The sequence below is a fragment of the Flavobacterium sp. LHD-85 genome (assembly GCF_030929595.1).
Lineage (GTDB): Bacteria > Bacteroidota > Bacteroidia > Flavobacteriales > Flavobacteriaceae > Flavobacterium.
Window position 1 is genome coordinate 263,046 of the sequence record NZ_JAVFVR010000005.1, and the last position, 20,214, is coordinate 283,259.

At 34.1% G+C, this 20,214-nt stretch carries 19 protein-coding genes; 8 read left to right on the forward strand and 11 right to left on the reverse strand.

All coding sequences use genetic code 11. The features are described 5' to 3' along the window. Positions 1-10: 10 nt before the first annotated feature. Positions 11-1,114, reverse strand: coding sequence for a histidinol-phosphate transaminase (locus RB618_RS11090; RefSeq protein WP_308068779.1), 1,104 nt, complete (start codon positions 1,112-1,114; stop codon positions 11-13). A gap of 210 nt (positions 1,115-1,324) precedes the next feature. On the opposite strand from RB618_RS11090, the gene RB618_RS11095 reads away from it, so the two are divergent. Further along, positions 1,325-2,050 carry a hypothetical protein gene (locus RB618_RS11095; protein ID WP_308068780.1) on the forward strand — a complete coding sequence of 242 codons (726 nt, stop codon included), beginning with the start codon at positions 1,325-1,327 and terminating at the stop codon, positions 2,048-2,050. 3 nt (positions 2,051-2,053) lie between these two features. Here the strand turns inward: RB618_RS11095 and RB618_RS11100 are convergent, their stop codons facing one another. The 3 genes from RB618_RS11100 to recF form a co-directional block, all read right to left on the reverse strand. Further along, positions 2,054-3,103, reverse strand: coding sequence for a glycosyltransferase (locus RB618_RS11100; protein WP_308068781.1), 1,050 nt, complete (start codon positions 3,101-3,103; stop codon positions 2,054-2,056). Positions 3,104-3,190: 87 nt separating this feature from the next. Then, positions 3,191-3,868 carry a DUF2461 domain-containing protein gene (locus tag RB618_RS11105; RefSeq protein ID WP_308068782.1) on the reverse strand — a complete coding sequence of 226 codons (678 nt, stop codon included), beginning with the start codon at positions 3,866-3,868 and terminating at the stop codon, positions 3,191-3,193. A gap of 157 nt (positions 3,869-4,025) precedes the next feature. Next, entirely contained in the window at positions 4,026-5,105 is a 1,080-nt protein-coding gene (gene recF, locus RB618_RS11110) for a DNA replication/repair protein RecF (protein WP_308068783.1), read from the reverse strand. 240 nt (positions 5,106-5,345) lie between these two features. On the opposite strand from recF, the gene RB618_RS11115 reads away from it, so the two are divergent. The 6 genes from RB618_RS11115 (at position 5,346) to RB618_RS11140 (ending at position 11,605) form a co-directional block, all read left to right on the forward strand. After that, on the forward strand, positions 5,346-6,128 hold the full coding sequence (locus tag RB618_RS11115) for a tetratricopeptide repeat protein (RefSeq protein ID WP_308068784.1): 783 nt from the start codon (positions 5,346-5,348) through the stop codon (positions 6,126-6,128). A 78-nt stretch (positions 6,129-6,206) separates the two neighbouring features. Beyond that, a complete protein-coding gene (gene ribH / locus RB618_RS11120) occupies positions 6,207-6,779 on the forward strand; it encodes a 6,7-dimethyl-8-ribityllumazine synthase (protein ID WP_308068785.1) in 573 nt (190 codons plus the stop codon). Between the two features lie 167 nt (positions 6,780-6,946). Then, positions 6,947-8,887, forward strand: coding sequence for a DNA mismatch repair endonuclease MutL (gene mutL / locus RB618_RS11125; protein ID WP_308068786.1), 1,941 nt, complete (start codon positions 6,947-6,949; stop codon positions 8,885-8,887). Then, on the forward strand, positions 8,884-9,633 hold the full coding sequence (locus RB618_RS11130; RefSeq protein WP_202005926.1) for a rhomboid family intramembrane serine protease: 750 nt from the start codon (positions 8,884-8,886) through the stop codon (positions 9,631-9,633). The genes mutL and RB618_RS11130 overlap by 4 nt, the downstream gene beginning before the upstream one ends. A gap of 42 nt (positions 9,634-9,675) precedes the next feature. Beyond that, complete coding sequence (locus RB618_RS11135; RefSeq protein ID WP_202005928.1) at positions 9,676-10,539, forward strand: rhomboid family intramembrane serine protease; 864 nt, start codon at positions 9,676-9,678, stop codon at positions 10,537-10,539. Positions 10,540-10,558: 19 nt separating this feature from the next. Next, a complete protein-coding gene (locus RB618_RS11140; RefSeq protein ID WP_308068787.1) occupies positions 10,559-11,605 on the forward strand; it encodes an endonuclease/exonuclease/phosphatase family protein in 1,047 nt (348 codons plus the stop codon). A gap of 89 nt (positions 11,606-11,694) precedes the next feature. Here the strand turns inward: RB618_RS11140 and RB618_RS11145 are convergent, their stop codons facing one another. From RB618_RS11145 to RB618_RS11175, 7 genes are all read right to left on the reverse strand, one after another. Then, positions 11,695-12,309, reverse strand: coding sequence for a WbqC family protein (locus RB618_RS11145; RefSeq protein WP_308068788.1), 615 nt, complete (start codon positions 12,307-12,309; stop codon positions 11,695-11,697). 96 nt (positions 12,310-12,405) lie between these two features. Beyond that, positions 12,406-13,959 carry a signal peptidase I gene (gene lepB / locus RB618_RS11150; RefSeq protein WP_308068789.1) on the reverse strand — a complete coding sequence of 518 codons (1,554 nt, stop codon included), beginning with the start codon at positions 13,957-13,959 and terminating at the stop codon, positions 12,406-12,408. Positions 13,960-14,016: 57 nt separating this feature from the next. Continuing rightward, the gene (gene dapB / locus RB618_RS11155) at positions 14,017-14,718 is read right to left on the reverse strand and encodes a 4-hydroxy-tetrahydrodipicolinate reductase (RefSeq protein WP_308068790.1); all 702 of its coding nucleotides are present in this window, start codon (positions 14,716-14,718) and stop codon (positions 14,017-14,019) included. Between the two features lie 39 nt (positions 14,719-14,757). Continuing rightward, the gene (locus RB618_RS11160; protein WP_202005938.1) at positions 14,758-15,318 is read right to left on the reverse strand and encodes a DUF5683 domain-containing protein; all 561 of its coding nucleotides are present in this window, start codon (positions 15,316-15,318) and stop codon (positions 14,758-14,760) included. Further along, positions 15,318-16,220 carry a ParB/RepB/Spo0J family partition protein gene (locus tag RB618_RS11165; protein WP_308068791.1) on the reverse strand — a complete coding sequence of 301 codons (903 nt, stop codon included), beginning with the start codon at positions 16,218-16,220 and terminating at the stop codon, positions 15,318-15,320. Before RB618_RS11165 ends, RB618_RS11160 begins: the two co-directional genes overlap by 1 nt. A 5-nt stretch (positions 16,221-16,225) precedes the next feature. After that, positions 16,226-16,993 carry a ParA family protein gene (locus RB618_RS11170; RefSeq protein WP_008464569.1) on the reverse strand — a complete coding sequence of 256 codons (768 nt, stop codon included), beginning with the start codon at positions 16,991-16,993 and terminating at the stop codon, positions 16,226-16,228. Positions 16,994-17,210: 217 nt separating this feature from the next. After that, on the reverse strand, positions 17,211-17,615 hold the full coding sequence (locus tag RB618_RS11175; protein WP_308068792.1) for a septal ring lytic transglycosylase RlpA family protein: 405 nt from the start codon (positions 17,613-17,615) through the stop codon (positions 17,211-17,213). A 228-nt stretch (positions 17,616-17,843) separates the two neighbouring features. On the opposite strand from RB618_RS11175, the gene RB618_RS11180 reads away from it, so the two are divergent. After that, the gene (locus tag RB618_RS11180; RefSeq protein ID WP_308068793.1) at positions 17,844-20,012 is read left to right on the forward strand and encodes a hypothetical protein; all 2,169 of its coding nucleotides are present in this window, start codon (positions 17,844-17,846) and stop codon (positions 20,010-20,012) included. The last annotated feature ends 202 nt before the right edge of the window (positions 20,013-20,214 follow it).

Here is a 20,214-nt window from a genome sequence, read left to right on the forward strand (position 1 = left end):
TCTCAAAATTTTATTTTATGGCTTCAATAAATTGCTGCATTTCTTTCATTGTGCCAATTGTAATTCTGGTCCATTTTCCGTTTTCTTCGTAGATTTTTGTTCCCTGTATGTTATGATTTTCTAATTGTTTGAAATAATCTTTTTTATAATTATCTAAAGAAAAATAGATGAAATTAGTGTGTGAAGGAATACACGTTAAATTAAGTTTAGTAAGCTGCTCAATAGTATATTTTTTTACTTCTTCATTTGCGGCGTGTACTTGTTGAATAAATTTATCATCATTCAATGACGCGATTGCTGCAGTTGCTGACACCACGCTGACAGATAAATTTGGCGTGGATTTTAAAGCGCTAAGTTCTTCAATTGTTACTGAAGAAGCAACGGCATAACCTATACGCGCGCCAGCTAGACCATACATTTTTGAAAATGTTTTGGTAATAATTATATTTTTATTTTCAACTACGAGGTCACTTAATGATTTTTCTTTTGTGAAATCTAGATAAGCTTCATCTACAAAAACAATTGCTTTTTTTGACGCTTCTTTTACAAAAGAAACGAGCTGTTCGTAATCGCATATTGTTCCTGTCGGATTATTAGGATTGCAGATATACACCATTTTTGTATCTGAATCAATTGCTTTTAGCATTGCTGGCAGATCATGTTTTTTGTCAGCGGTTAGTGGAACGGTGATTTTTTTTAAACCCAATTTTTCAGAAGGAAATGTCCAATAATTAAAAGTTGTTTCAGCCAATATAAAATTGCCTTTTTGTAAAGCGGTATATTGAAGAACCAAGTCTAGAATTTCTGTTGAGCCAGCACCAAGTAAAATGTTCTGGCTTAAAACATTATTTTTTGTAGCAATAAGGGCAATTAATTCGTTTGAAAGATTCCAACCGTATCGATTGCTGTTATTGATGCTTTTTTGCATGGCAGCGCGAGCAAGTGGTGAAGGCCCATACGGATTTTCATTTGATCGTAATAATATGGGCGATCGGTCTAAATCTGGAAGAATAAATGTTTCTGGTAGCGTATTTGCAAACGTTTCGAATTGGCAGAGGCCTAATCCAACTGCACCTAAACCTATTTGTTTTAACCAGTTTCTTCTATTGCTCATATTATTTAAGAATTAAATTGGACAACTCGTTTTTGATAATATGTCGTTGAGTTTCAATAAAAGTTACGTTAAGTTTTAACAGTAAAGTTTGTAACGCTTTTGTATTCTTTGCGTAAGTTTTTGTTTTCGATAGCTATTGTTTTTTTTAATAAAATTCAAAAGACAAATTAATTTCTTTTGTAAATTTGAAAGAATTATAATATTATAATTATGGCTAAAATTTTCCGTAAGAATAAGATTTTGCTTTATTTAGGTTTGTTTTTGTCAATATCAGCTTCTGCACAAGTTGTTAATATTGAGGGAGAATGGGGTACAAAGGATATAATTGGTTATTCTAATGTTTTTGAATTTTCTTTAATAAAAGAAAAGCAGCCAAATAAAGGACGAAGTGTAATATTTAGTTTAGACGGCACATTTTCATGTGGCGAACCAATGATATGCCCTAATGGATGTTCTGTTTATACTTCAGGTTCTTACACGATGGTTGATAATGACCATGTGCGTATGACTGTTGAAAATGTGCGTTTTGTTGGGTTTTATTGTGGCAATCTAAGAACACAACAGGAAAATAAGAGTAAAGATTTAGGTGTTTTTTATATTTATAAAGAAGGTGATGCAGTTCGATTAATTCCTAGTAATGGTGATTTGCAAGGGGATAGAGATAAAATGCTTTATACTCAAATGCTGGATTCTTTTGGTAAGGAATGGAAATCGTATGAATATGTCTGGGATGAGACAACTGCAGATCAGGGAGAAGAAATTGTAAAAGATTGTAAAGACAGAAGAAAACAAAGAGATTTGTCTAATTATAAAATTGTATTTTCTAAAAACGAAAGTTATGGAGATATCTTTCTTTTGAGAGAAAATGAAAACTATCATTATGTTGTTTACAATGCTGTGAGCAAAAAAGTTTCTTTGGCTTATCCAAAAAAGTAAGAATTAATTATTTCGAGAATTAATCAGTTGATGATACTTTTTCGAAATAACCTTCATATTAATGTCATAATTCGCATTTTCTTCCACAAATTTTCTATTTCGATTAATCGCTTCATTTCGCAATTCGGGATTTTCAAAAGACCAGATTAATTCTTCGACTAGCATTTCGATATGATCCACTTCAATCAATTGACCGTTTTCTCTATGTGTAATCCAACTTTGATTTCCTGGAATATCTGAAACTATAGGATAACAACTGCATGCCATTGCTTCAAACAAAGAGGCAGAAACGCCTTCGGTAGTCGGCATACTAATGTAAATATTGGATTGCTGCAGTAGTTTTGGAAGTTCTGTATTCGGAATTCTTCCTGTAAAAATTACTTTGCTTTCGATTTGGAGCTCTTTTGCTAAATCTTTTAAGTATTGCAATCTGTTTCCATCGCCAACAATTGTCAAAGAAAAATCAATTCTTTTTTGGTTTAAAATTCCGAAAGCTTTTAAAATTGAATCATGACGATATTCTGGCTGCAGTGAACGTGTTACAATTGCTTCAATTTTATTTGAATTATTGGTTGAAGGTGTGAAAATCGATAAATCAATTCCTTTCGGAAGAACCAAGACCTTATCCATGTCAACACCGACTTCTTTCATGTGAATTGCCATTACAGGCCCCCAAGCATGAATTAAATGTGCTTTTTTGAAAGCGTATTTCTGAATGAATTTTTTAAAAGGATATAATTTAGATTCCTCTGGCCATAAATCGGTTCGGCCTTGTTGCGCAATAGCAATGGTTTTAGATCCCGATAATGCTGCAAGAAAACCATAACTGGTAGTTCTTTCTGCAATTACCATATCTGGTTTTTCTTTTTTAATTATTTTTCGAATGGAAATAGGAGCGAATAAATATTCTAAAATACGTTTGGATCTGTGGTTGTTTGATGTTTGAAGTTCCCAAGTGATAATTTCAAAATCGCCAAATTCTTTAAGGCCTTTCATCCAAGTGATGGCGTCAGCACGATAAGATTCTCCAAGAAAAAGTATTTTCCTATTCATTTATAAAAGTTTTTCCGCCACGAATTTCACAAATTTTCACTAATTAATTCGTGTCAATTCGTGAAATTCGTGGCAATCTAATCTTTTTTAGAACTCTTCAGTGTCTAAAGCGCGGTTGATGAATTCGTTTAGTGGTTTTAGAGCTATCAGTTTTTGGCTTATTTTTTTTACGAAATCTTTCTGGGTAACTTCTGAGATGTCATAAACTTGAGTAGCTGTAAAACTTTTTAGTTTTAAAAATTCGATTGCTGGATGGTCTTTTTCGTAACCGCGAGGCATGCTTTTAAGCGAATTGTTTTCGTTGATGTCTAAACTTCCAAATTCTTTCTTGAAGTTTTTGTCGCTTAAAATTTCCTGTAAATCTTCGTAGAAAAAAGCAATTTCTTTACGAACTTTTTTCAAATCTTCAGATTCAGGAGAATAAAATCCGCCTGCAATAAAACTAGCGCCTTTTTCTATATGTACATAATATCCAGCACGATTTAAACCTTTCATTCCGCAAGACATCCAGACGCCTAAATGAGCTTTGTAAGGAGATTTGTCTTTTGAAAAACGAATGTCACGATTGATTCTGAATGTACAGTTTTTAACTTCCAGTAATTCTAATGAAGGATCAAGCGGTTTCATTGCGTCCAGAAAATCACTCACCAATTGATGATAGTCTTTCTTGAAAACTTCGTATCGTTTTTTATTGTCCTGAAACCATTCTCTGTTATTGTTCTTTTTTAAATCGTCTAAAAATTGCAATGATTCTTTCGCTAGCATATTCTGTGTTTTTTGATTGCAGTTGTTTTTAAGGTTGCACTAATTACACGAATTTACGCTAATTTTTCTATTGCTTATCGATCAACTTTGATAAAGTTCGAAACTTTGTCAAAGTTTTTAATTAGTGAAAATTCGTGTAATTAGTGGTAAAAAAACTTTACAAATTGAATATCTTATAAGTCTGATGTGTCGATTTTACAATCGCTTCGGTTCTTTCTGGATGCGTGTCCGAAATGAAAAGCTGTCCAAATGTTTCACTGTTTACCATTTCTACAATTTTGGCAACACGCGTTTCGTCTAGTTTGTCAAAAATATCATCAAACAAAAGAATTGGTTTTACACCGCTTTGTTTTTTCAGGAATTCAAATTGCGCCAGTTTCAAAGCGATCAGAAAAGATTTTTGCTGACCTTGCGATCCGAATTTTTTTATCGGATGCGAATCAATTTCAAAAGACAAATCATCTTTATGAGTTCCGACGGTAGTGTAGTGTAGCGCTCTGTCTTTGTTGATGTTTTCCTGTAAAAGTGTCAAAAGATCTTTTTCAAACAAATGACTTTCGTAAACCAGTTGCACACTTTCTTCAGATCCCGTGATGGCTTGATGATGTCTATTAAATATAGGTATAAACTGTTCTAAGAAATCTTTTCGTTTTTCAAAAATCGATTTCCCATATTCATTTAATTGCTCATTATATATAGATAAGGTATCATTGTCAAAAGTATGATTGAGTGCAAAATATTTCAAAAGTGCATTTCGCTGCACAATCACTTTTTGATATTGAATAAGCTGATGCAGATAAGTAGAGTCTAATTGCGAAATCACGCTATCCATAAATTTACGGCGTGTTTCACTTCCTTCAATAATTAGATCGCGGTCTGCTGGAGAGATAATTACTAGCGGAATAAACCCGATATGATCTGAGAATTTATCATAAGGTTTTCCGTTTCGTTTTAAAACTTTTTTTTGTCCTTTTTTCAAACTGCAGACAATCTGTTCTGTTCTTTCGTTCTTTTCCAGTTCGGCATCAATAACAAAAAACTCTTCTCCATGCTTGATATTTTGAACTGCAAGCGGATTAAAATAGCTTTTTCCGTAAGCCAAATGGTAAATAGCATCGAGCACATTGGTTTTTCCAATGCCATTTTTGCCTACAAAGCAGTTGATTTTGATGTCAAAATCAAAACTGGCCTCTGAAAAATTTTTGTAATTAAATAAAGAAATTTTGTTAAGATGCATTTTTAAAGACTCCAAGTATAAAAACCACTGTTTTTAGCAGTAAAAATTTGAGCGTGCAAATTACCGAAAATTATCGATATAATTGGCTTTAGGGCTTTCTTGAGCTTATTTATTTTACCGCTTCCGCGAAAGGATAAGCGAATAAGGAAAATATTTCTTTTAAAATAGTGATAAAATTGAAATTTTTTACCTCAGTTTCAAGAAAAATTTTATTTTTGCCGTTCACTAAATAAATTTTAAATGGCAACTTACAATAAAAGAGGATATAAGACACCAAAAGAAAAGGAAGTAAAAGAGGTGGTTACTGAAGAGCAACAAGTAATTATTGATGAAAAAGATAGTACAACGGCTGGAGTTTTCTCAAAATTAGATGAAACTGCTTCAAGAACTGAGGATTGGGTGGCTAAAAATCAAAAAATCATTATTGGTTTAGTTGCTGGTATTGCAGTTGCTACAATTGGATATTTGGCTTACCAAAAATTTATTGCAACTCCTAAACAAGAAGAGGCTGCAAGTGAAATGTTTGTTGCTCAACAAAACTTTGAAAAAGCTGTAAACGGTGTTTCTAGCGATTCATTATTCAAATTATCATTAAACGGTTCTGAAGGAAAATTCGGATTTATCAAAATTGCTGACGAATATTCTGGAACTGATGCTGGAAACTTAGCAAACTACTACGCTGGTATCGCTTACCTAAACACTGGTAAATTTGATGAGGCAATTAAATATTTAGGTGAATTCAAATCAGAAGATGTAATCTTAAGCGCTTTGGCAAAAGGTGCTACAGGAGATGCTTACGCTCAAAAAAATCAGCAAAAAGAAGCTTTAGATTTTTATGTGAAAGCTGCTGAGTCTAACAAAAACGATTTTACAACGCCTCGTTTCTTGTTAAAAGCTGGGAAAACTGCTTTAGCTTTAGGACAAAAAGAAGATGCATTGAAATATTTCAATGACATTAAAGATAATTACGACAGTACTCCAGAAGCAGCATCTGTTGATGCTTTGATCGGATTAGCGCAATAAAAATTTTAGACTTTAGATTTTAGATTGTAGATTTGTAAAGAATCTAAATTCGAAAATCAAAAATCTAAAATATTACAGATGGCTACTGAAAATAAAAATCTATCAGAATACGATAAAAACACAATCCCAAACGCGAAAGACTTTCGGTTTGGGATTGTTGTTTCTGAATGGAATGATACTATAACAGAAGGACTTTATAATGGTGCTTTTGACGCTCTAGTTGATTGCGATGTTCCGGCTCAACAAATTATCCGTTGGAATGTTCCAGGAAGTTTTGAGTTGATTTATGGAGCTAAGAAAATGCTTCAGACTCAAAATGTTGATGCAGTTATCGTAATTGGTTGTGTAATTCAAGGAGAAACAAAGCATTTTGACTTTGTGTGCGAAGGTGTTACACAAGGAATTAAAGACTTGAATGTTCAAACGGACATTCCGGTTATTTTCTGTGTTTTAACAGATAATAATATGCAACAGTCAATTGACAGAAGCGGAGGAGTTCACGGGAACAAAGGAACTGAAGCGGCAATTGCAGCGATCAAAATGGCTTACATTCGTCAGCAGGCTTCAATCGCTCACGTTTTCAATCAGCCATTATTGACTTCTGGAGCGCTTCAAATTGAAGATTCTCCTAGAAAAATAGAAAACGAATAAAGCACGTTTGTTTTAAAAAATATTAAAACCTATACTGTGTAATAACGGTATAGGTTTTTTTGTTTTTTTTATGATTGATCTTATTCTAAAAGCCAATCAAAATTCACTAAATTTGTACTTCTTGGTTTGCAAAAACCTAACCTAAACTTTAAAACTATTTTTGCTTAATGTCGAGTATTATTCAATTGCTTCCTGATCACGTTGCTAACCAAATTGCTGCTGGAGAGGTGGTTCAAAGACCAGCTTCAGTCGTAAAAGAATTGTTAGAAAATGCGGTCGATGCCAAAGCAACTGATATCAAATTGATTATAAAAGATGCCGGTAAATCGCTTGTGCAAGTTATCGATAATGGAGTCGGAATGACCGTTACAGATGCGCGCTTGTGTTTTGCTCGTCATGCAACATCCAAAATCCGTCAGGCTGAAGATTTGTTTTCATTAGGAACAAAAGGTTTCCGTGGAGAAGCGTTGGCTTCTATTGCAGCGATCGCTCACATGGAAATGAAGACCAAACAAGATCAAGATGAACTTGGAACGCATATTGTAATTGAGGGAAGTAAGTTTGTTTCGCAAGAAGTGGCGGTTTTGCCAAAAGGAACTTCGTTTGCGGTTAAAAACCTGTTTTTTAATATTCCTGCTCGTCGTAATTTCTTAAAGTCAGATACAGTTGAGTTTCGTCACGTAATGGATGAATTTCAGCGTGTAGCATTGGCACATCCAAATATTCATTTTAGTTTTTATCATAACGGAAGTGAAATGTACAATCTTCCTGCAGCAGGATACCGTCAGAGAATTGTAGGTATCATGTCTGGGAAAACAAATGAAAAATTAGTTCCAGTAAACGAAGATACAGAGATTATCAATGTTCAAGGTTTTGTATGCAAACCCGAGTTTGCAAAGAAAAATAGGGGAGAACAGTTCTTTTTTGTAAACGATCGATTTATAAAAAGCAGTTTCCTTCACCATGCAGTTATGTCTGCATACGACGGATTGCTGAAAGACGGTTCTCAACCAAGTTATTTCTTGTATCTACAGGTTCCGCCAAATACAATTGATATCAATATTCACCCAACTAAAACAGAAATTAAGTTTGATGATGAGCAAGCTCTTTATGCTATTTTAAGAGCATCTATCAAACATAGTTTAGGACAGTTTAATGTCGCTCCAGTTTTAGATTTCGATAGAGATGCCAATTTAGATACGCCGTATCATTATAAAGATGTAGAAGTTGGAATTCCAACAATTCAGGTAGACGGAACTTTTAATCCTTTTACTGATGATAAAACCAATCAGCATTATAGTAAAGCTGCTTCGGGATCGTCTGGATATAGTTCAGGGTCTTCTTTTTCGTCTTCGTCAGGATCATCATCTTCTGGATCGTCATATTCAGGATATTCTAAAAAAGTAGAGCCAACTGCAAGTTGGGAAAGTTTGTATGTTGGTTTAGATGTTGAAAATCCAGAAAGTATAGAAAGTTCGCCTTTTACATTCGAAAATGAGGAAGTGACCTCTTCTTTGTTTAATGATGAAGAGGTAGAACAAGCGACGCAGAAAACCTATCAAATTCATAAAAAATATATTGTATCGCCAATAAAATCAGGAATGATTATTGTAGATCAGCAGCGTGCGCATCAGCGAATTTTGTACGAACAATTTTTGCTGAATATGACCGTTAATCAGGCTTCGAGCCAGCAATTGCTTTTTCCTTTAGATTTGTTTTATTCGGCATCTGAAATGGAATTAATCGAAGAGTTAAAACCTTCGCTAGCAACAACTGGATTTGTTTTTGACGAAAGTAAAACAGATCACGTTGTAATTTCGGGAATTCCTGTAAATATTACAGAAAGCGAAGTTTCGCAGGTAATTGAGCAATTATTGAGTGATTTGCAGGACGGAATTCCAGCAAACAGCTACAGTCAGAACGATACAATTGCCAAATCAATGGCAAAAAGTTTAGCGGTTAAAACAGGATCTTATTTAACCGAAAAAGAACAAGATAATTTGGTAAACGGTTTGTTTGCCTGTAAAGATCCAAATATTTCACCTTTTCAAAAACCTACCTTCATTACCATGCGTGTTGAAGATATAGATAAAAAGTTTGCTTTATGATGAATATGACTCCAGTTGTTAAACAACTGCTTATTATTAATATTATATTTTTTATTGGTTCTCAGTTAGTGCCAATATCATACGAGTATTTCGCGATGTTCTTTCCAGAAAATCCAAGTTTCCGAGTATGGCAGCCTATCACGCATATGTTCATGCATGGCGGGATTATGCATATTGCATTTAACATGTTTGCATTGGTTTCTTTTGGATCTGCTTTAGAACATTTTTGGGGAGGTAAAAAGTTTTTATTTTTTTACATCTCTTGTGGTTTGGGTTCGGCATTGCTTCATACAGCGGTAAATTATTACTTTTTTGAGGATACAATTAATATCTTGACTGCTAATGGTTATCATAAGGCTGATATTTTGAATATTTTAAGTCAAGGAAAAATAGATACTAGATGGCAGACTTTAGTAAGTGCACCTCAATTTGATGGGTTTACAAGTGCTTATATAGGAACTGTTGTTGGAGCTTCTGGTGCTATTTACGGTTTGCTTACGGCATTTGCTTTTATGTTTCCAAATGCAGAATTGGCACTTTTGTTTATTCCAGTTCCAATCAAAGCTAAATACTTTGTTCCTGGGCTTTTATTAATGGATTTGTTTTTAGGTGTTAAAGGGACTTCTCTGTTTGGAGGTGGCGGTACCGGTATAGCGCATTTTGCCCACGTTGGAGGTGCGATTACTGGTTTTTTAATGATGTGGTACTGGAAAAAAAATCAGTTTAATAACAACCGTTGGAATTAATTTTTAACTTTAAAGTACGAATTCTAAAATAGAAGAATTTTTATGAATATTCTAGACGATTTAAAATTACAGTATAGATTGGGTGGTATCGCTATGCGAGTTATGTATTGGAACATAGCATGTTTTATTGTATCACTTATCTTTTTCTATCAATTTTCAGTAGGTCAGTTTGCATTTCCAAATTGGCTGGCTTTGTCGTCAGATCCTCAGGTTTTTATGTTTAAACCTTGGACTTTTTTAACGTATGCATTCTTTCACGACGGATTTTTCCATCTGTTATTCAATATGATGGTGCTTAATTTTGCGAGCACATTGTTCTTGACTTATTTTACTCAAAAACAATATTTAGGATTATATCTTTTAAGTGCTCTTTTTGCAGGAGTTGCTTTTGCGCTGAGTTTTTATTTTTCTAATATCAGCGGTTCCATTGTTGGAGCTTCTGCTGCTATTATGGCTATTTTGGTGGCCGCGACGACTTATTCTCCTTTGATGAATGTGCGTTTGTTTCTTTTTGGAAATGTGAAACTCTGGCATATAACAGCTGTTATTCTAATTTTAGATTTAATGCAGTTCCGTTTAGGAAATATGGGCGGACACATTTCGCATCTTGCTGGTGCTTTCTTCGGATTTGCTTATATTAAATTACTTCAAAACGGTACAGATTTAAGTATCGTTGTTTCTAAAACGTTAGATTTCTTTGTAAATCTTTTTAGAAAATCTCCTACGACCCCATTTACAAAAGTTCATAAAAATTACAAAAAACCTACAGAAAAAACGACATCAAGAATTGTTACGAAAGATAAAACGCAACAGCAGATTGATGAAATTTTAGACAAAATAAGCCAGTCGGGATACGATTGTCTGACAAAGGAAGAAAAAGAGTTTTTATTTAAAGCTGGAAAATAAACTTGTAGGAGACTTAAATATGAAAAACCTTTCTTGGTTTAATAAAATAATGTTCTTTTTGAACATAGTGCTGACCGTGCTTACATTTAGCGTCTATGTTTTACCTTTTTTAGCACCTAAAAGTTTTCCGCTTTTATCGGTGCTTACTTTGTTTATGCCCGCCTTTTTTGTGGCCAATATATTGTTCTTTATCTATTGGGGAATTCAGTTTAAAAAACGTCTTATTTTGTCTGGTTTGGTTCTGCTGACCGGAATTACATTCATCAGTAAGTTTTATAAGTTTTCTGGGAAAGAGTATGTAAAAGACGAAAAGGATTTCTCTGTAATGAGTTACAATGTACGTCTTTTTAACGTTTTTAAGTGGCTGGATCGAGATGATATTCCTTCAAATATTAAAGCTTTTATAGACGAAAAAGATCCTGATATTTTGTGTATTCAAGAGTACTCCAATTCGGCGCATTTGGATTTAAAAGTATATCCGCACCGTTATATTTTTATTGATGGGAAGAAAATTAAAACTGGTCAGGCTATTTTTTCTAAGTTTCCTATTATTGATCAAGGAAATATCATTTTCCCTAAGTCAGACAATAATGTAGTTTATGCTGATATTAAGCGCGGAAAAGATGTTATTCGTGTTTATAATATGCACTTGCAATCCATTAAGATATCTCCAGATGTAAGCGAGATTTCTGATGATATTGATAATGTGAATCAGAAAAAATCACAGCGTATTTATGCTAGAATTAGTAAAGGTTTTACGCAACAACAAGAGCAGGCTGAAATTTTTAAAGAGCATATCAAGAAATGCAATTACCCAATTATTATTTGTGGAGACATGAATAATAGTCCGTTTTCTTATGTTTACAGAAGTATCAAAGGCAAGCTAAAAGATGCTTTTGAAGAAGCTGGAAAAGGTTTTGGTGCAACTTATAAGTTTAGATATTACCCTGCAAGAATCGACTACATTTTTACAGACAGTAAAATGAAAGTAAAGCAGTTTGAAAGCTTTTCTGACTTTGAAAATTCAGATCATTATCCTATTATGACAAGACTTTCGGTGGAATGATTTATTGGTTGAAAGTCAAAAGTCAAAAGTGGAAAGTTAAAGGTTAAGATTATATGAGAACTCATAACTCATAATTCACAACTCATAATTTAAATTATTTTCTGTGTCTTTAAATAATCCATTGCAAATTTACCTTCATTAAAAAGCAAATCTAAAACACTTAAATTGTTGATAAATCCATGTTTGTCATCAAATACTTGAGTGTATTTTTCAAAAGAATTAGTGTCTTTTTTACCGTTAGCCAAATATCTGAAATCGGTAAGATCAGCAACTTCATGAAAGTATTCTGTAGTTTTTCCGAATTCCAGTTTCATTCGAAGGCATTTCGTCACAACATCTAAGACTTCGAAGTTTAAATCCATCAAAAATTGGTGTTTTTTCTCGAAAATAGGAGTAATATCATCTTCGAAATACTCAAAGAAAGGTGAGCTTCTGTATGCGGCTTCAAGCGATTTAAAATGCTGTTTCTGCCAGTCAAATTCGTTTTCGATTAAAATGTCTTTGGTCTTTTGATGCGCTGCTTTAGAATGCTTAACAGGAATATTTAATAATTGAATTCCATTCGGACTATAAATATATGTCCTGTTTCTATTAGTCTGTTTCTGAAAATTGTCTTCCATTTCAAAAGTAATACTGTCAGATTGTGCTATAACAGCAAAATGACTAATAGATGGGAAATAAGTTGGAAGTATTAAGGAATTCATAGTTTTAATTCTTGTTTAAACGTTTCAGGTTTCAAGTTTCAAGTTTTTGTGTGAACTTGAAACTTGAAACCTGAAACAAAAATAACTTATTTTTTATTATGCTTTATTTTCTCTTCTTTTTTTCCAGATAAAATCTCCAACGAAATAAATAGCTAGAAGTATTAGGAAGTATTTAAAGTAAGAGTGAGGCTGACCTTCGCCATCTACAGTTGTAAATACTCTGCTCCAGCGAACTTTGTTGATGCCTTTACCGTTAGTGTCCCAGCTCATCCAAATGAATACTGGTTTTCCTACGATATGATCTTCTGGTACATACCCCCAGTAACGGCTATCTTCAGAGTTATGACGGTTGTCTCCCATCATCCAGTAGTAGTTCTGTTTGAAAGTGTATGTTGTTGCTGGTTTTCCGTTAATTATGAATTTTGAACCTTGCAATTCTAAGGTGTTGCCTTCGTAATTAGTAATAATCTCTTTGTAAAAAGGAAGAGATTCATTTGTTAATGCAACTGTTTTTCCAGCCTCAGGAATATAAATTGGTCCCATATTGTCTTGGTTCCATTTGTTGATGTGAGGGAAAATGTCGTTGTTGTCTCCTGTGTCTACTTTTCTGATTACTGCTGTAACTCCAGGAGTGTTTTTAAATCTTTCTGCTCCAGCTTCTGTTAAGGCTCCTAGATAAAGAGTGTCTCTTTTTTCTGTTCTAAAACCTGCTGGGTCTGTAATGTCTAATTCTTTGAAAATAGTTTCAAAATCAATTGGTGTTTTTCCGTCCAATGCTACAGCGTATGAATACTGTGGTTTCGCTCTTTCTGGTAAAACTAACTTTTTACCGTTAATAAAAACATAACCGTCTTTTATTGATAAACTGTCTCCAGGAATACCAACGCATCTTTTTACATAATTTGATTTTTTGTCAATTGGTTTGATAACTCCAGGTCTTCCTTTTGGCTCAAAGAAATAGTGAACCGTATCGACAGGCCAGTTAAAGACGACAATATCACATCGATTTATTTTCTGAATAGCAGGTAGTCTTAAGTATGGTAATTGTGGCCAGCTTAAATACGATTTGCTTTTTGTCATAGGAATAGAGTCGTGAACCATTGGCAGTGCAACAGTTGTCATAGGGACTCTAGGTCCGTAGTTTAATTTGCTTACAAATAAGAAATCTCCAATCAATAAAGATTTTTCTAAAGACGATGTCGGAATAGTGTAAGGCTGTACAACATAAGTGTGTACTAATGTTGCTACGATGATGGCAAATAATAAAGAACTAACAGTATCTGCAGCTTTATTTTCTGGAGTTAGTTTACGGTCTTTATTGTATTCTAATTTGTGAGTATAATTGACCACATAGATATAAAAACCTAAAGTAAAAAGACCTAGAATAGTATCTAAAGTTGATTTTTTACCAAATGTTCTTAGCGTTTCTACCCATACAACAGGAAACATAATCAGGTTGATGATCGGAATAAAAAGCAATATTGTCCACCATGTCGGACGCCCGATGATCTTCATTAAGACGATAGAATTGTATACCGGAATTGCTGCTTCCCAGCTTTTTCTTCCCGCTGCCTGATATAATTTCCATGTTCCAAGAAAGTGAATAATTTGAACGGCTAGAAAAAATACGAACCAAGAGTAAAATGTCATAATATTGTATTTTAAGTTTCAAATTCAAGCTTTTAACTACCTTGAATTTTGGTCAATTTATTGTAAGTTTAGTACATCTTTCATAGAGAAAATTCCTTGTTTTCCTGCTAGCCATTCTGCTGCAATAACAGCGCCAAGGGCAAAACCTTCACGGTTATGGGCAGTATGTTTAATTTCGATACTGTCAATCGCAGAATCGTAATTTACAGTATGAGTGCCAGGTACTTCTCCAATTCTTTTTGCTTCAATATGAATTTCGTTTGCTTGTGCTTCTTCTAAAGTCCAGTTAGCGTAATTGCTGTTTTCAATAACGCCTTGAGCTAAAGAAATAGCTGTTCCGCTTGGAGCATCAAGTTTGTGAATATGGTGAATTTCTTCCATCGAAACTTTATAAGAATCGAATTGCTTCATGATTTTGGCTAAATATTCATTTAATCCGAAAAAAATATTTACTCCTAAACTGAAATTTGAACTAGAAATGAATCCTCCTTTTTTCTCATTGCAAAGCGCAATCATTTCATCATAATGTTCTAACCATCCAGTAGTTCCTGATACCACAGGAACATTTGCATTGAAAGATGCAGAAATATTGCTTACAGCTGCAGATGGAACACTGAAATCGATGGCGACATCGGCAGTCGAAAGTCCGTCATAGGTGTTAAATTCATCTTTCTTTAAAACTATTTCATGACCTCTTTCTAAAGCAATTCTTTCAATTACTTTACCCATTTTTCCGTATCCTAAAAGCGCAATTTTCATTATGATTTGTTTTTGATTTTTTAAATAGAATTTAATCTATTAAAACTTATAGTTAAAGGTTAGTCCGACATTTGGTTTAAAAGTTACATCGTCGGGATAAATTTCTGGACGCATTGAGAGTCTTTCGTTTACATTAAACTGTATCAAAGCGGCGTCAACATTGGCATCAATGATGTTTAATACATAGAAGCCAACTACAAATAAGGCAGATAAATCTCTGTTTCTTTGATAGAATTTCTGTCCTTCAATAAGTCGATTGTCATCCAAAAATTTGTAATTATCATCGTTGTAGCCTTCTAATCTTCGTTTGTAGGCATCGCGATAATCGTGGTATTTTTTATTGTTGTCTATGTAAAAATATAAACTTGTTCCGATTGCTCCGTAAACCAATGGGATTTTCCAATATTTCTTGTTGTATGCTTGACCTAGACCAGGTAAGACAGCAGAGTAAAAGGCTGCTTTTGCTGGCGTAAGTGGGTCTATCTCTTCTAATGTAGCGGTGTCTTTTACGATCAAAACCGTGTCTTTTTTTGCCTGGGCAAAAAGAGAAACGGTTCCTGTTAGAAAGAACAATAGACCAATGGGGACAATTTTATTCACTATCCGTTTATTAATTTCATAATTCTGTTAAAGTCAGCTTCAGAATTAAATGGAATTGTAATTTTTCCTTTTCCGTTGCCGGCGACTTTTATATCAACTTTTGAGCCAAAATAATCATTAAAACTGTTTTTTTGAGTTTCTCTAATTACGAATGCAGCATCAGCTTTTGGTTTTCCATCGGCTTTTGGCTGTAAGCCTTCGTGGTAATTTTTAACTAAAGCTTCTGTTTCACGAACTGATAAATTTTGGCTAACGATTTTTTGATAAATATCGGTTTGAACGTCTAGATCTTCAATATTGATAATTGCTCTACCGTGCCCCATACTGATAAAACCATCACGAATACCTGTTTGGATAATCGGATCTAATTTTAAAAGGCGTAAATAATTGGCAATTGTCGAACGTTTTTTACCAACTCTTTCGCTCATTTGTTCTTGAGTTAATTGAATTTCGTCGATTAAACGTTGGTAGGATAAAGCAATCTCGATTGGATCTAAGTCGTGACGTTGGATGTTTTCAACCAAAGCCATAACCAATGATTCGTTGTCATTTGCAATACGAATATAAGCAGGAACATGAGTTAAGCCTACTAATTTAGACGCGCGAAGACGACGCTCTCCTGAGATTAACTGATATTTATTAAAATCTAATTTACGAACAGTAATAGGTTGAATTACACCAAGTTCTTTAATAGAAGTGGCTAATTCGCGTAATGATTCTTCATTAAAATTGCTTCTAGGCTGAAACGGATTTATTTCAATCGCACTAATTTCAAGCTCTATAATATTTCCAACAACTTTATCAGCATTTTTATCTTCTACTGATTTAATGTCGTTTTCCGGATCTTTTAATAGTGCAGATAATCCTCTTCCTAAGGCTTGTTTTTTAATTACTTTTGTCATAAAAACTATTTGCTGTTTTTCTTTATAATTTCTTGTGCTAAATGTATATAGTTTACGGCGCCTTTGCTTGTTGCATCATAATTAATGATACTTTCTCCAAAACTCGGAGCCTCACTTAATTTTACATTTCGCTGAATTACAGTGTCAAAAACCATATCGTTAAAGTGTTTTTGAACTTCTTCTACAACCTGATTTGATAAACGTAATCTTGAATCGTACATTGTTAATAACAAACCTTCAATGTCAAGATCTGGGTTGTGTATTTTTTGAATACTTTTAATAGTGTTCAATAATTTTCCTAATCCTTCAAGTGCAAAATATTCACATTGAATAGGAATAACTACAGAATCTGCTGCTGTTAAGGCATTCAAGGTTAACAAACCTAAAGAAGGAGCACAGTCGATAATGATGTAATCATATTCTTCTTTTGCTTCTTCCAATGCTTTTTTAAGCATGTATTCGCGGTTTTCTTTGTCAACCAATTCAATTTCGATAGCAACAAGGTCGATATGAGCAGGGATCACGTCAACGTTTGGAGCTGTACATTTTAAAACGGCTTCTTTTGGTGTTACAGTATGCTCAAGTATTTGGTAAGTTCCAGTTTCAACTGTTTCTACGTCAATTCCAAGACCAGATGTAGCATTGGCCTGTGGATCAGCGTCGATCAACAATACTTTTTTCTCTAAAACACCTAATGAGGCAGCAAGATTTACTGATGTAGTAGTCTTTCCAACGCCTCCTTTTTGATTAGCAATAGCAATGATTTTGCCCATTTATTTTCTGAATTTTGAACCGTAAAAATACAATTATTTATGGTTTCTGAAAATCTATTTTGTTAACATTTAAGAAAGTTTGATTAATCGGGGTTTCATGGGTGTTTGGCAGAAAATAATTTTAGTTATAAATAAAAATATGATAAGATTTCAGAGCAATTTTGTTGATATTCTTGCCACAAAAGTGCGAGAATTGAATTTTACTTCAAAAAAGGTCTTATTTTAAAATTTCAATAGTGACATAAACCAAACCGCTTTTTTTATTAGATGCAATTTCCATGAAAGCTCTTTTGCTTAGGTCAATTTCCCGTCCTTTTATAAAAGGGCCTCTATCTGTAATTTCTACTATCGTAAATTTCTTGGTCTGTTCGTTTGTTACTTTTAATATAGTGCCAAAGGAAATTTTTTTGTGTGCAGCCGTGAGTTCATTATTGTTAAATCTTTTACCGCTTGCTGTTTTTCTTCCGTTGAATTTATCATGATAGTATGAAGCATGTGCGTTTTGTTTGTACAATATGCTTTTTCTAGTTGAAGCGCATGAAGCAATGGGAGTAATGTTTTTTTGTTGTGCGATTCCAACGGCAGAAAAAAATAAGGCAATAGACAGTATGATCTTTTTCATTTTATTTTCTCGTTCTATTTACGGGCAAAAAAAGACTATTAAAGAAAAACAGATATGTTCGATAAGTTTTATTTGTGTTAGAAAAAGACAAAATTTTGAGGTTTTGTAGTGTTTTTGATAAGAAAATTGAGCTCGGAAACGGACGTCTAGGTTTGAGATTATTGCTATTTTGGGCTTTCTTAAAACTACAATTATTACAATCTATCAAACCACAAAATGAACATTCTTATGAGTAAAAAAGTAATCTCATTATTGACAGTATTTACGTTTATCATGCTTTTATGCAGTTTTGCTTCGCCTTATTCGGATAACGAAAAAATAGAAGGAAATAAAAATATAGAGCGTAAAATTGTTTACAACAAAAAGAAACATAATATCACATTATCATGGTCGGCTTTTGGCTCTTCTGGAAATTATATCATTACCAGAGGGGGCAGCCGTTTGGCATCTGATTTTGTATCGGTAGGATCAACTTCTAAATTGACATTTGCTGATAATAAGCCAAATGCAGATAAATATGAGAACTATTATAAAGTAAGCCGAAATGATATCACAATTATCATTTCGCTCGAAAATCAGATTTTTGGTGATAATATGTATTTCTATGATAGAAAACATGAAAATGCTGAAACGGCTAGAAATGATATTAATTCGCAGTTTAGCAGTATCGGTTTAGGCGGTGCAAATGGTGAGTGGACAACAAAACGTCAGGCGTATTATTTTAAGCCAAATTTAAGCGGACAAACCTATGATATTGGCGGATCAGGTTCTGCATCGTCGGCGGAGGCAAATGCTATAGAATTAGGGTTTTATTCTCATATTGGAGGTTTGGGTAAAGTACCGTCAGATGTTAAACTGGGGGCAATTTTTACAAGGCCTCATCTTTCGGGGGGAGCAAATGCTACTTGTACATTTTGGCGTTCTGTAGAAAATGTAGAAGTAATGCGTGATTTCTCTTGGACTGTTTCTCAATCAACCAGTGCACGAAGATTATTGATTGAAAGTACATCAAAATATATTTCGGATATTGGAGATACAAACTTTTGGGGCAGCGGTGGTTTCATTGCAGATGCTCATTATACAACTTCGAGACCAAATTGGGCAGGACAGCAACAATGGTATACTAGAAATACAGTTTTTCCGTCAGGTTCTGGAGCTATGGGAGGTTCGTACAATATGGTTTGGCAGGGTTGCGTAAATCCTCCGCAAGCAAATGATTCTAATTCTCCAATTTCGACAACGCCAATTATTAGAGAAAAACCTTTTCTTTTTATTGGAGATGATGGAGAATATAAAGTGTTTGTTCCTTTATGGCAAAAAGATCGAGTGGGAGTTTCCTGGTCAGCCGCAAATATGGGAGAAGGGAAAGTTCAAGATTTGATTGAGAGCTGGTACGTGGCCAAAGAAGGGGATACCGATGTAGAGATTAATGCAGCATTGAAAGCTGGTAAAAATATTTTTTTCACTCCTGGACATTATGCATTGAATGCTCCGATTCAGGTGAATAGAAAAGACGCTATACTCCTTGGGGCTGGTATTGCTTCGGTAACACTAGAGCCTACAGAAAAAAATACTTGGGGATGTATTTATGCAGATGATAAAGACGGAATTATCATTGCCGGACTTTTGATGGATTCATTTAATAGTACTACCTATCAAGTTAGAATTGGTAATGAAGGGGCAAATGCAGATCATAGCGCAGATCCTATTCTGCTTAGCGATATTACATGTAGAGTTGGAGGGGTTCAATCAAAAAATATTCAGATTCAGGCTTCCATGCAAATAAATAGTAATAATGTTGTAGGAGATCATTTCTGGTTGTGGCGTGCCGATCATGGTTCACAGAAAGGCGGTGATGCACGCTGGAAAAGAGATAGATGCAAAAACGGACTTATTGTTGGAGGAAATGATGTGACATTGTATGCATTATTTGTTGAGCATTTTCAGGAATATGAAGTGTTGTGGCTTGGAGAACGCGGGAGAACATTTTTCTTTCAGAACGAACCGCCATATGATGCTCCGAATCAAGCAAGCTGGAGTAGTCAGGGCGGAAGAGTTGATGGTTATGCGGCTTTTAAAGTAGCGAACACCGTAAAAGAACATCATACAATAGGAATGGGGTCTTATGCCGTTTTTACTGGTACTGATGGGAATGTGAATAAGAAAAATGGTTTTGAAGCACCTAATAGTCCAAATGTAAAACTAGAGAAAATGTGTATTACTCGTTTTGCTGGACCAGGTAATATTCAAAATGTTATAAATGGTGCGGGTGGAAGCACAGCAACTGGTGCAAAACATGTTGCATTATATAATAATGGTGAAGGAATACAGCCTTTTGATGAAGAATTTACCCTGCCTAATAAAGAATCTTATCCTGTTTATATAAGTATGGAATAATAAACTTAGGTATTACTTTTTTTTAATATAAGCCTCTAAAGATCGATTGATTTTTAGAGGCTTGTTTTTTATATAGCCCGCGGTTTCAACCGCGGGGAACGTATCGTGAATAGTATAATGTGTCCCGTGGTTGAAACCACGGGCTATGTTTTAAAATTGCGTAAAATTTAGAAAACTATAATATTGATTATGGTTTTCAATT

Excerpts from the sequence above, each read along its gene's own strand:
- recF (WP_308068783.1), bottom strand. The coding sequence starts at position 5,105 with ATGCATCTTAACAAAATTTCTTTATTTAATTACAAAAATTTTTCAGAG.
- RB618_RS11165 (WP_308068791.1), bottom strand. The coding sequence starts at position 16,220 with ATGACAAAAGTAATTAAAAAACAAGCCTTAGGAAGAGGATTATCTGCA.
- RB618_RS11135 (WP_202005928.1), top strand. The coding sequence starts at position 9,676 with ATGAATATTCTAGACGATTTAAAATTACAGTATAGATTGGGTGGTATC.
- lepB (WP_308068789.1), bottom strand. The coding sequence starts at position 13,959 with ATGACATTTTACTCTTGGTTCGTATTTTTTCTAGCCGTTCAAATTATT.
- dapB (WP_308068790.1), bottom strand. The coding sequence starts at position 14,718 with ATGAAAATTGCGCTTTTAGGATACGGAAAAATGGGTAAAGTAATTGAA.
- ribH (WP_308068785.1), top strand. The coding sequence starts at position 6,207 with ATGGCTACTGAAAATAAAAATCTATCAGAATACGATAAAAACACAATC.
- RB618_RS11175 (WP_308068792.1), bottom strand. The coding sequence starts at position 17,615 with ATGAAAAAGATCATACTGTCTATTGCCTTATTTTTTTCTGCCGTTGGA.
- RB618_RS11105 (WP_308068782.1), bottom strand. The coding sequence starts at position 3,868 with ATGCTAGCGAAAGAATCATTGCAATTTTTAGACGATTTAAAAAAGAAC.
- RB618_RS11170 (WP_008464569.1), bottom strand. The coding sequence starts at position 16,993 with ATGGGCAAAATCATTGCTATTGCTAATCAAAAAGGAGGCGTTGGAAAG.
- RB618_RS11115 (WP_308068784.1), top strand. The coding sequence starts at position 5,346 with ATGGCAACTTACAATAAAAGAGGATATAAGACACCAAAAGAAAAGGAA.
- mutL (WP_308068786.1), top strand. The coding sequence starts at position 6,947 with ATGTCGAGTATTATTCAATTGCTTCCTGATCACGTTGCTAACCAAATT.
- RB618_RS11100 (WP_308068781.1), bottom strand. The coding sequence starts at position 3,103 with ATGAATAGGAAAATACTTTTTCTTGGAGAATCTTATCGTGCTGACGCC.
- RB618_RS11095 (WP_308068780.1), top strand. The coding sequence starts at position 1,325 with ATGGCTAAAATTTTCCGTAAGAATAAGATTTTGCTTTATTTAGGTTTG.
- RB618_RS11145 (WP_308068788.1), bottom strand. The coding sequence starts at position 12,309 with ATGAATTCCTTAATACTTCCAACTTATTTCCCATCTATTAGTCATTTT.
- RB618_RS11090 (WP_308068779.1), bottom strand. The coding sequence starts at position 1,114 with ATGAGCAATAGAAGAAACTGGTTAAAACAAATAGGTTTAGGTGCAGTT.
- RB618_RS11180 (WP_308068793.1), top strand. The coding sequence starts at position 17,844 with ATGAGTAAAAAAGTAATCTCATTATTGACAGTATTTACGTTTATCATG.
- RB618_RS11130 (WP_202005926.1), top strand. The coding sequence starts at position 8,884 with ATGATGAATATGACTCCAGTTGTTAAACAACTGCTTATTATTAATATT.
- RB618_RS11140 (WP_308068787.1), top strand. The coding sequence starts at position 10,559 with ATGAAAAACCTTTCTTGGTTTAATAAAATAATGTTCTTTTTGAACATA.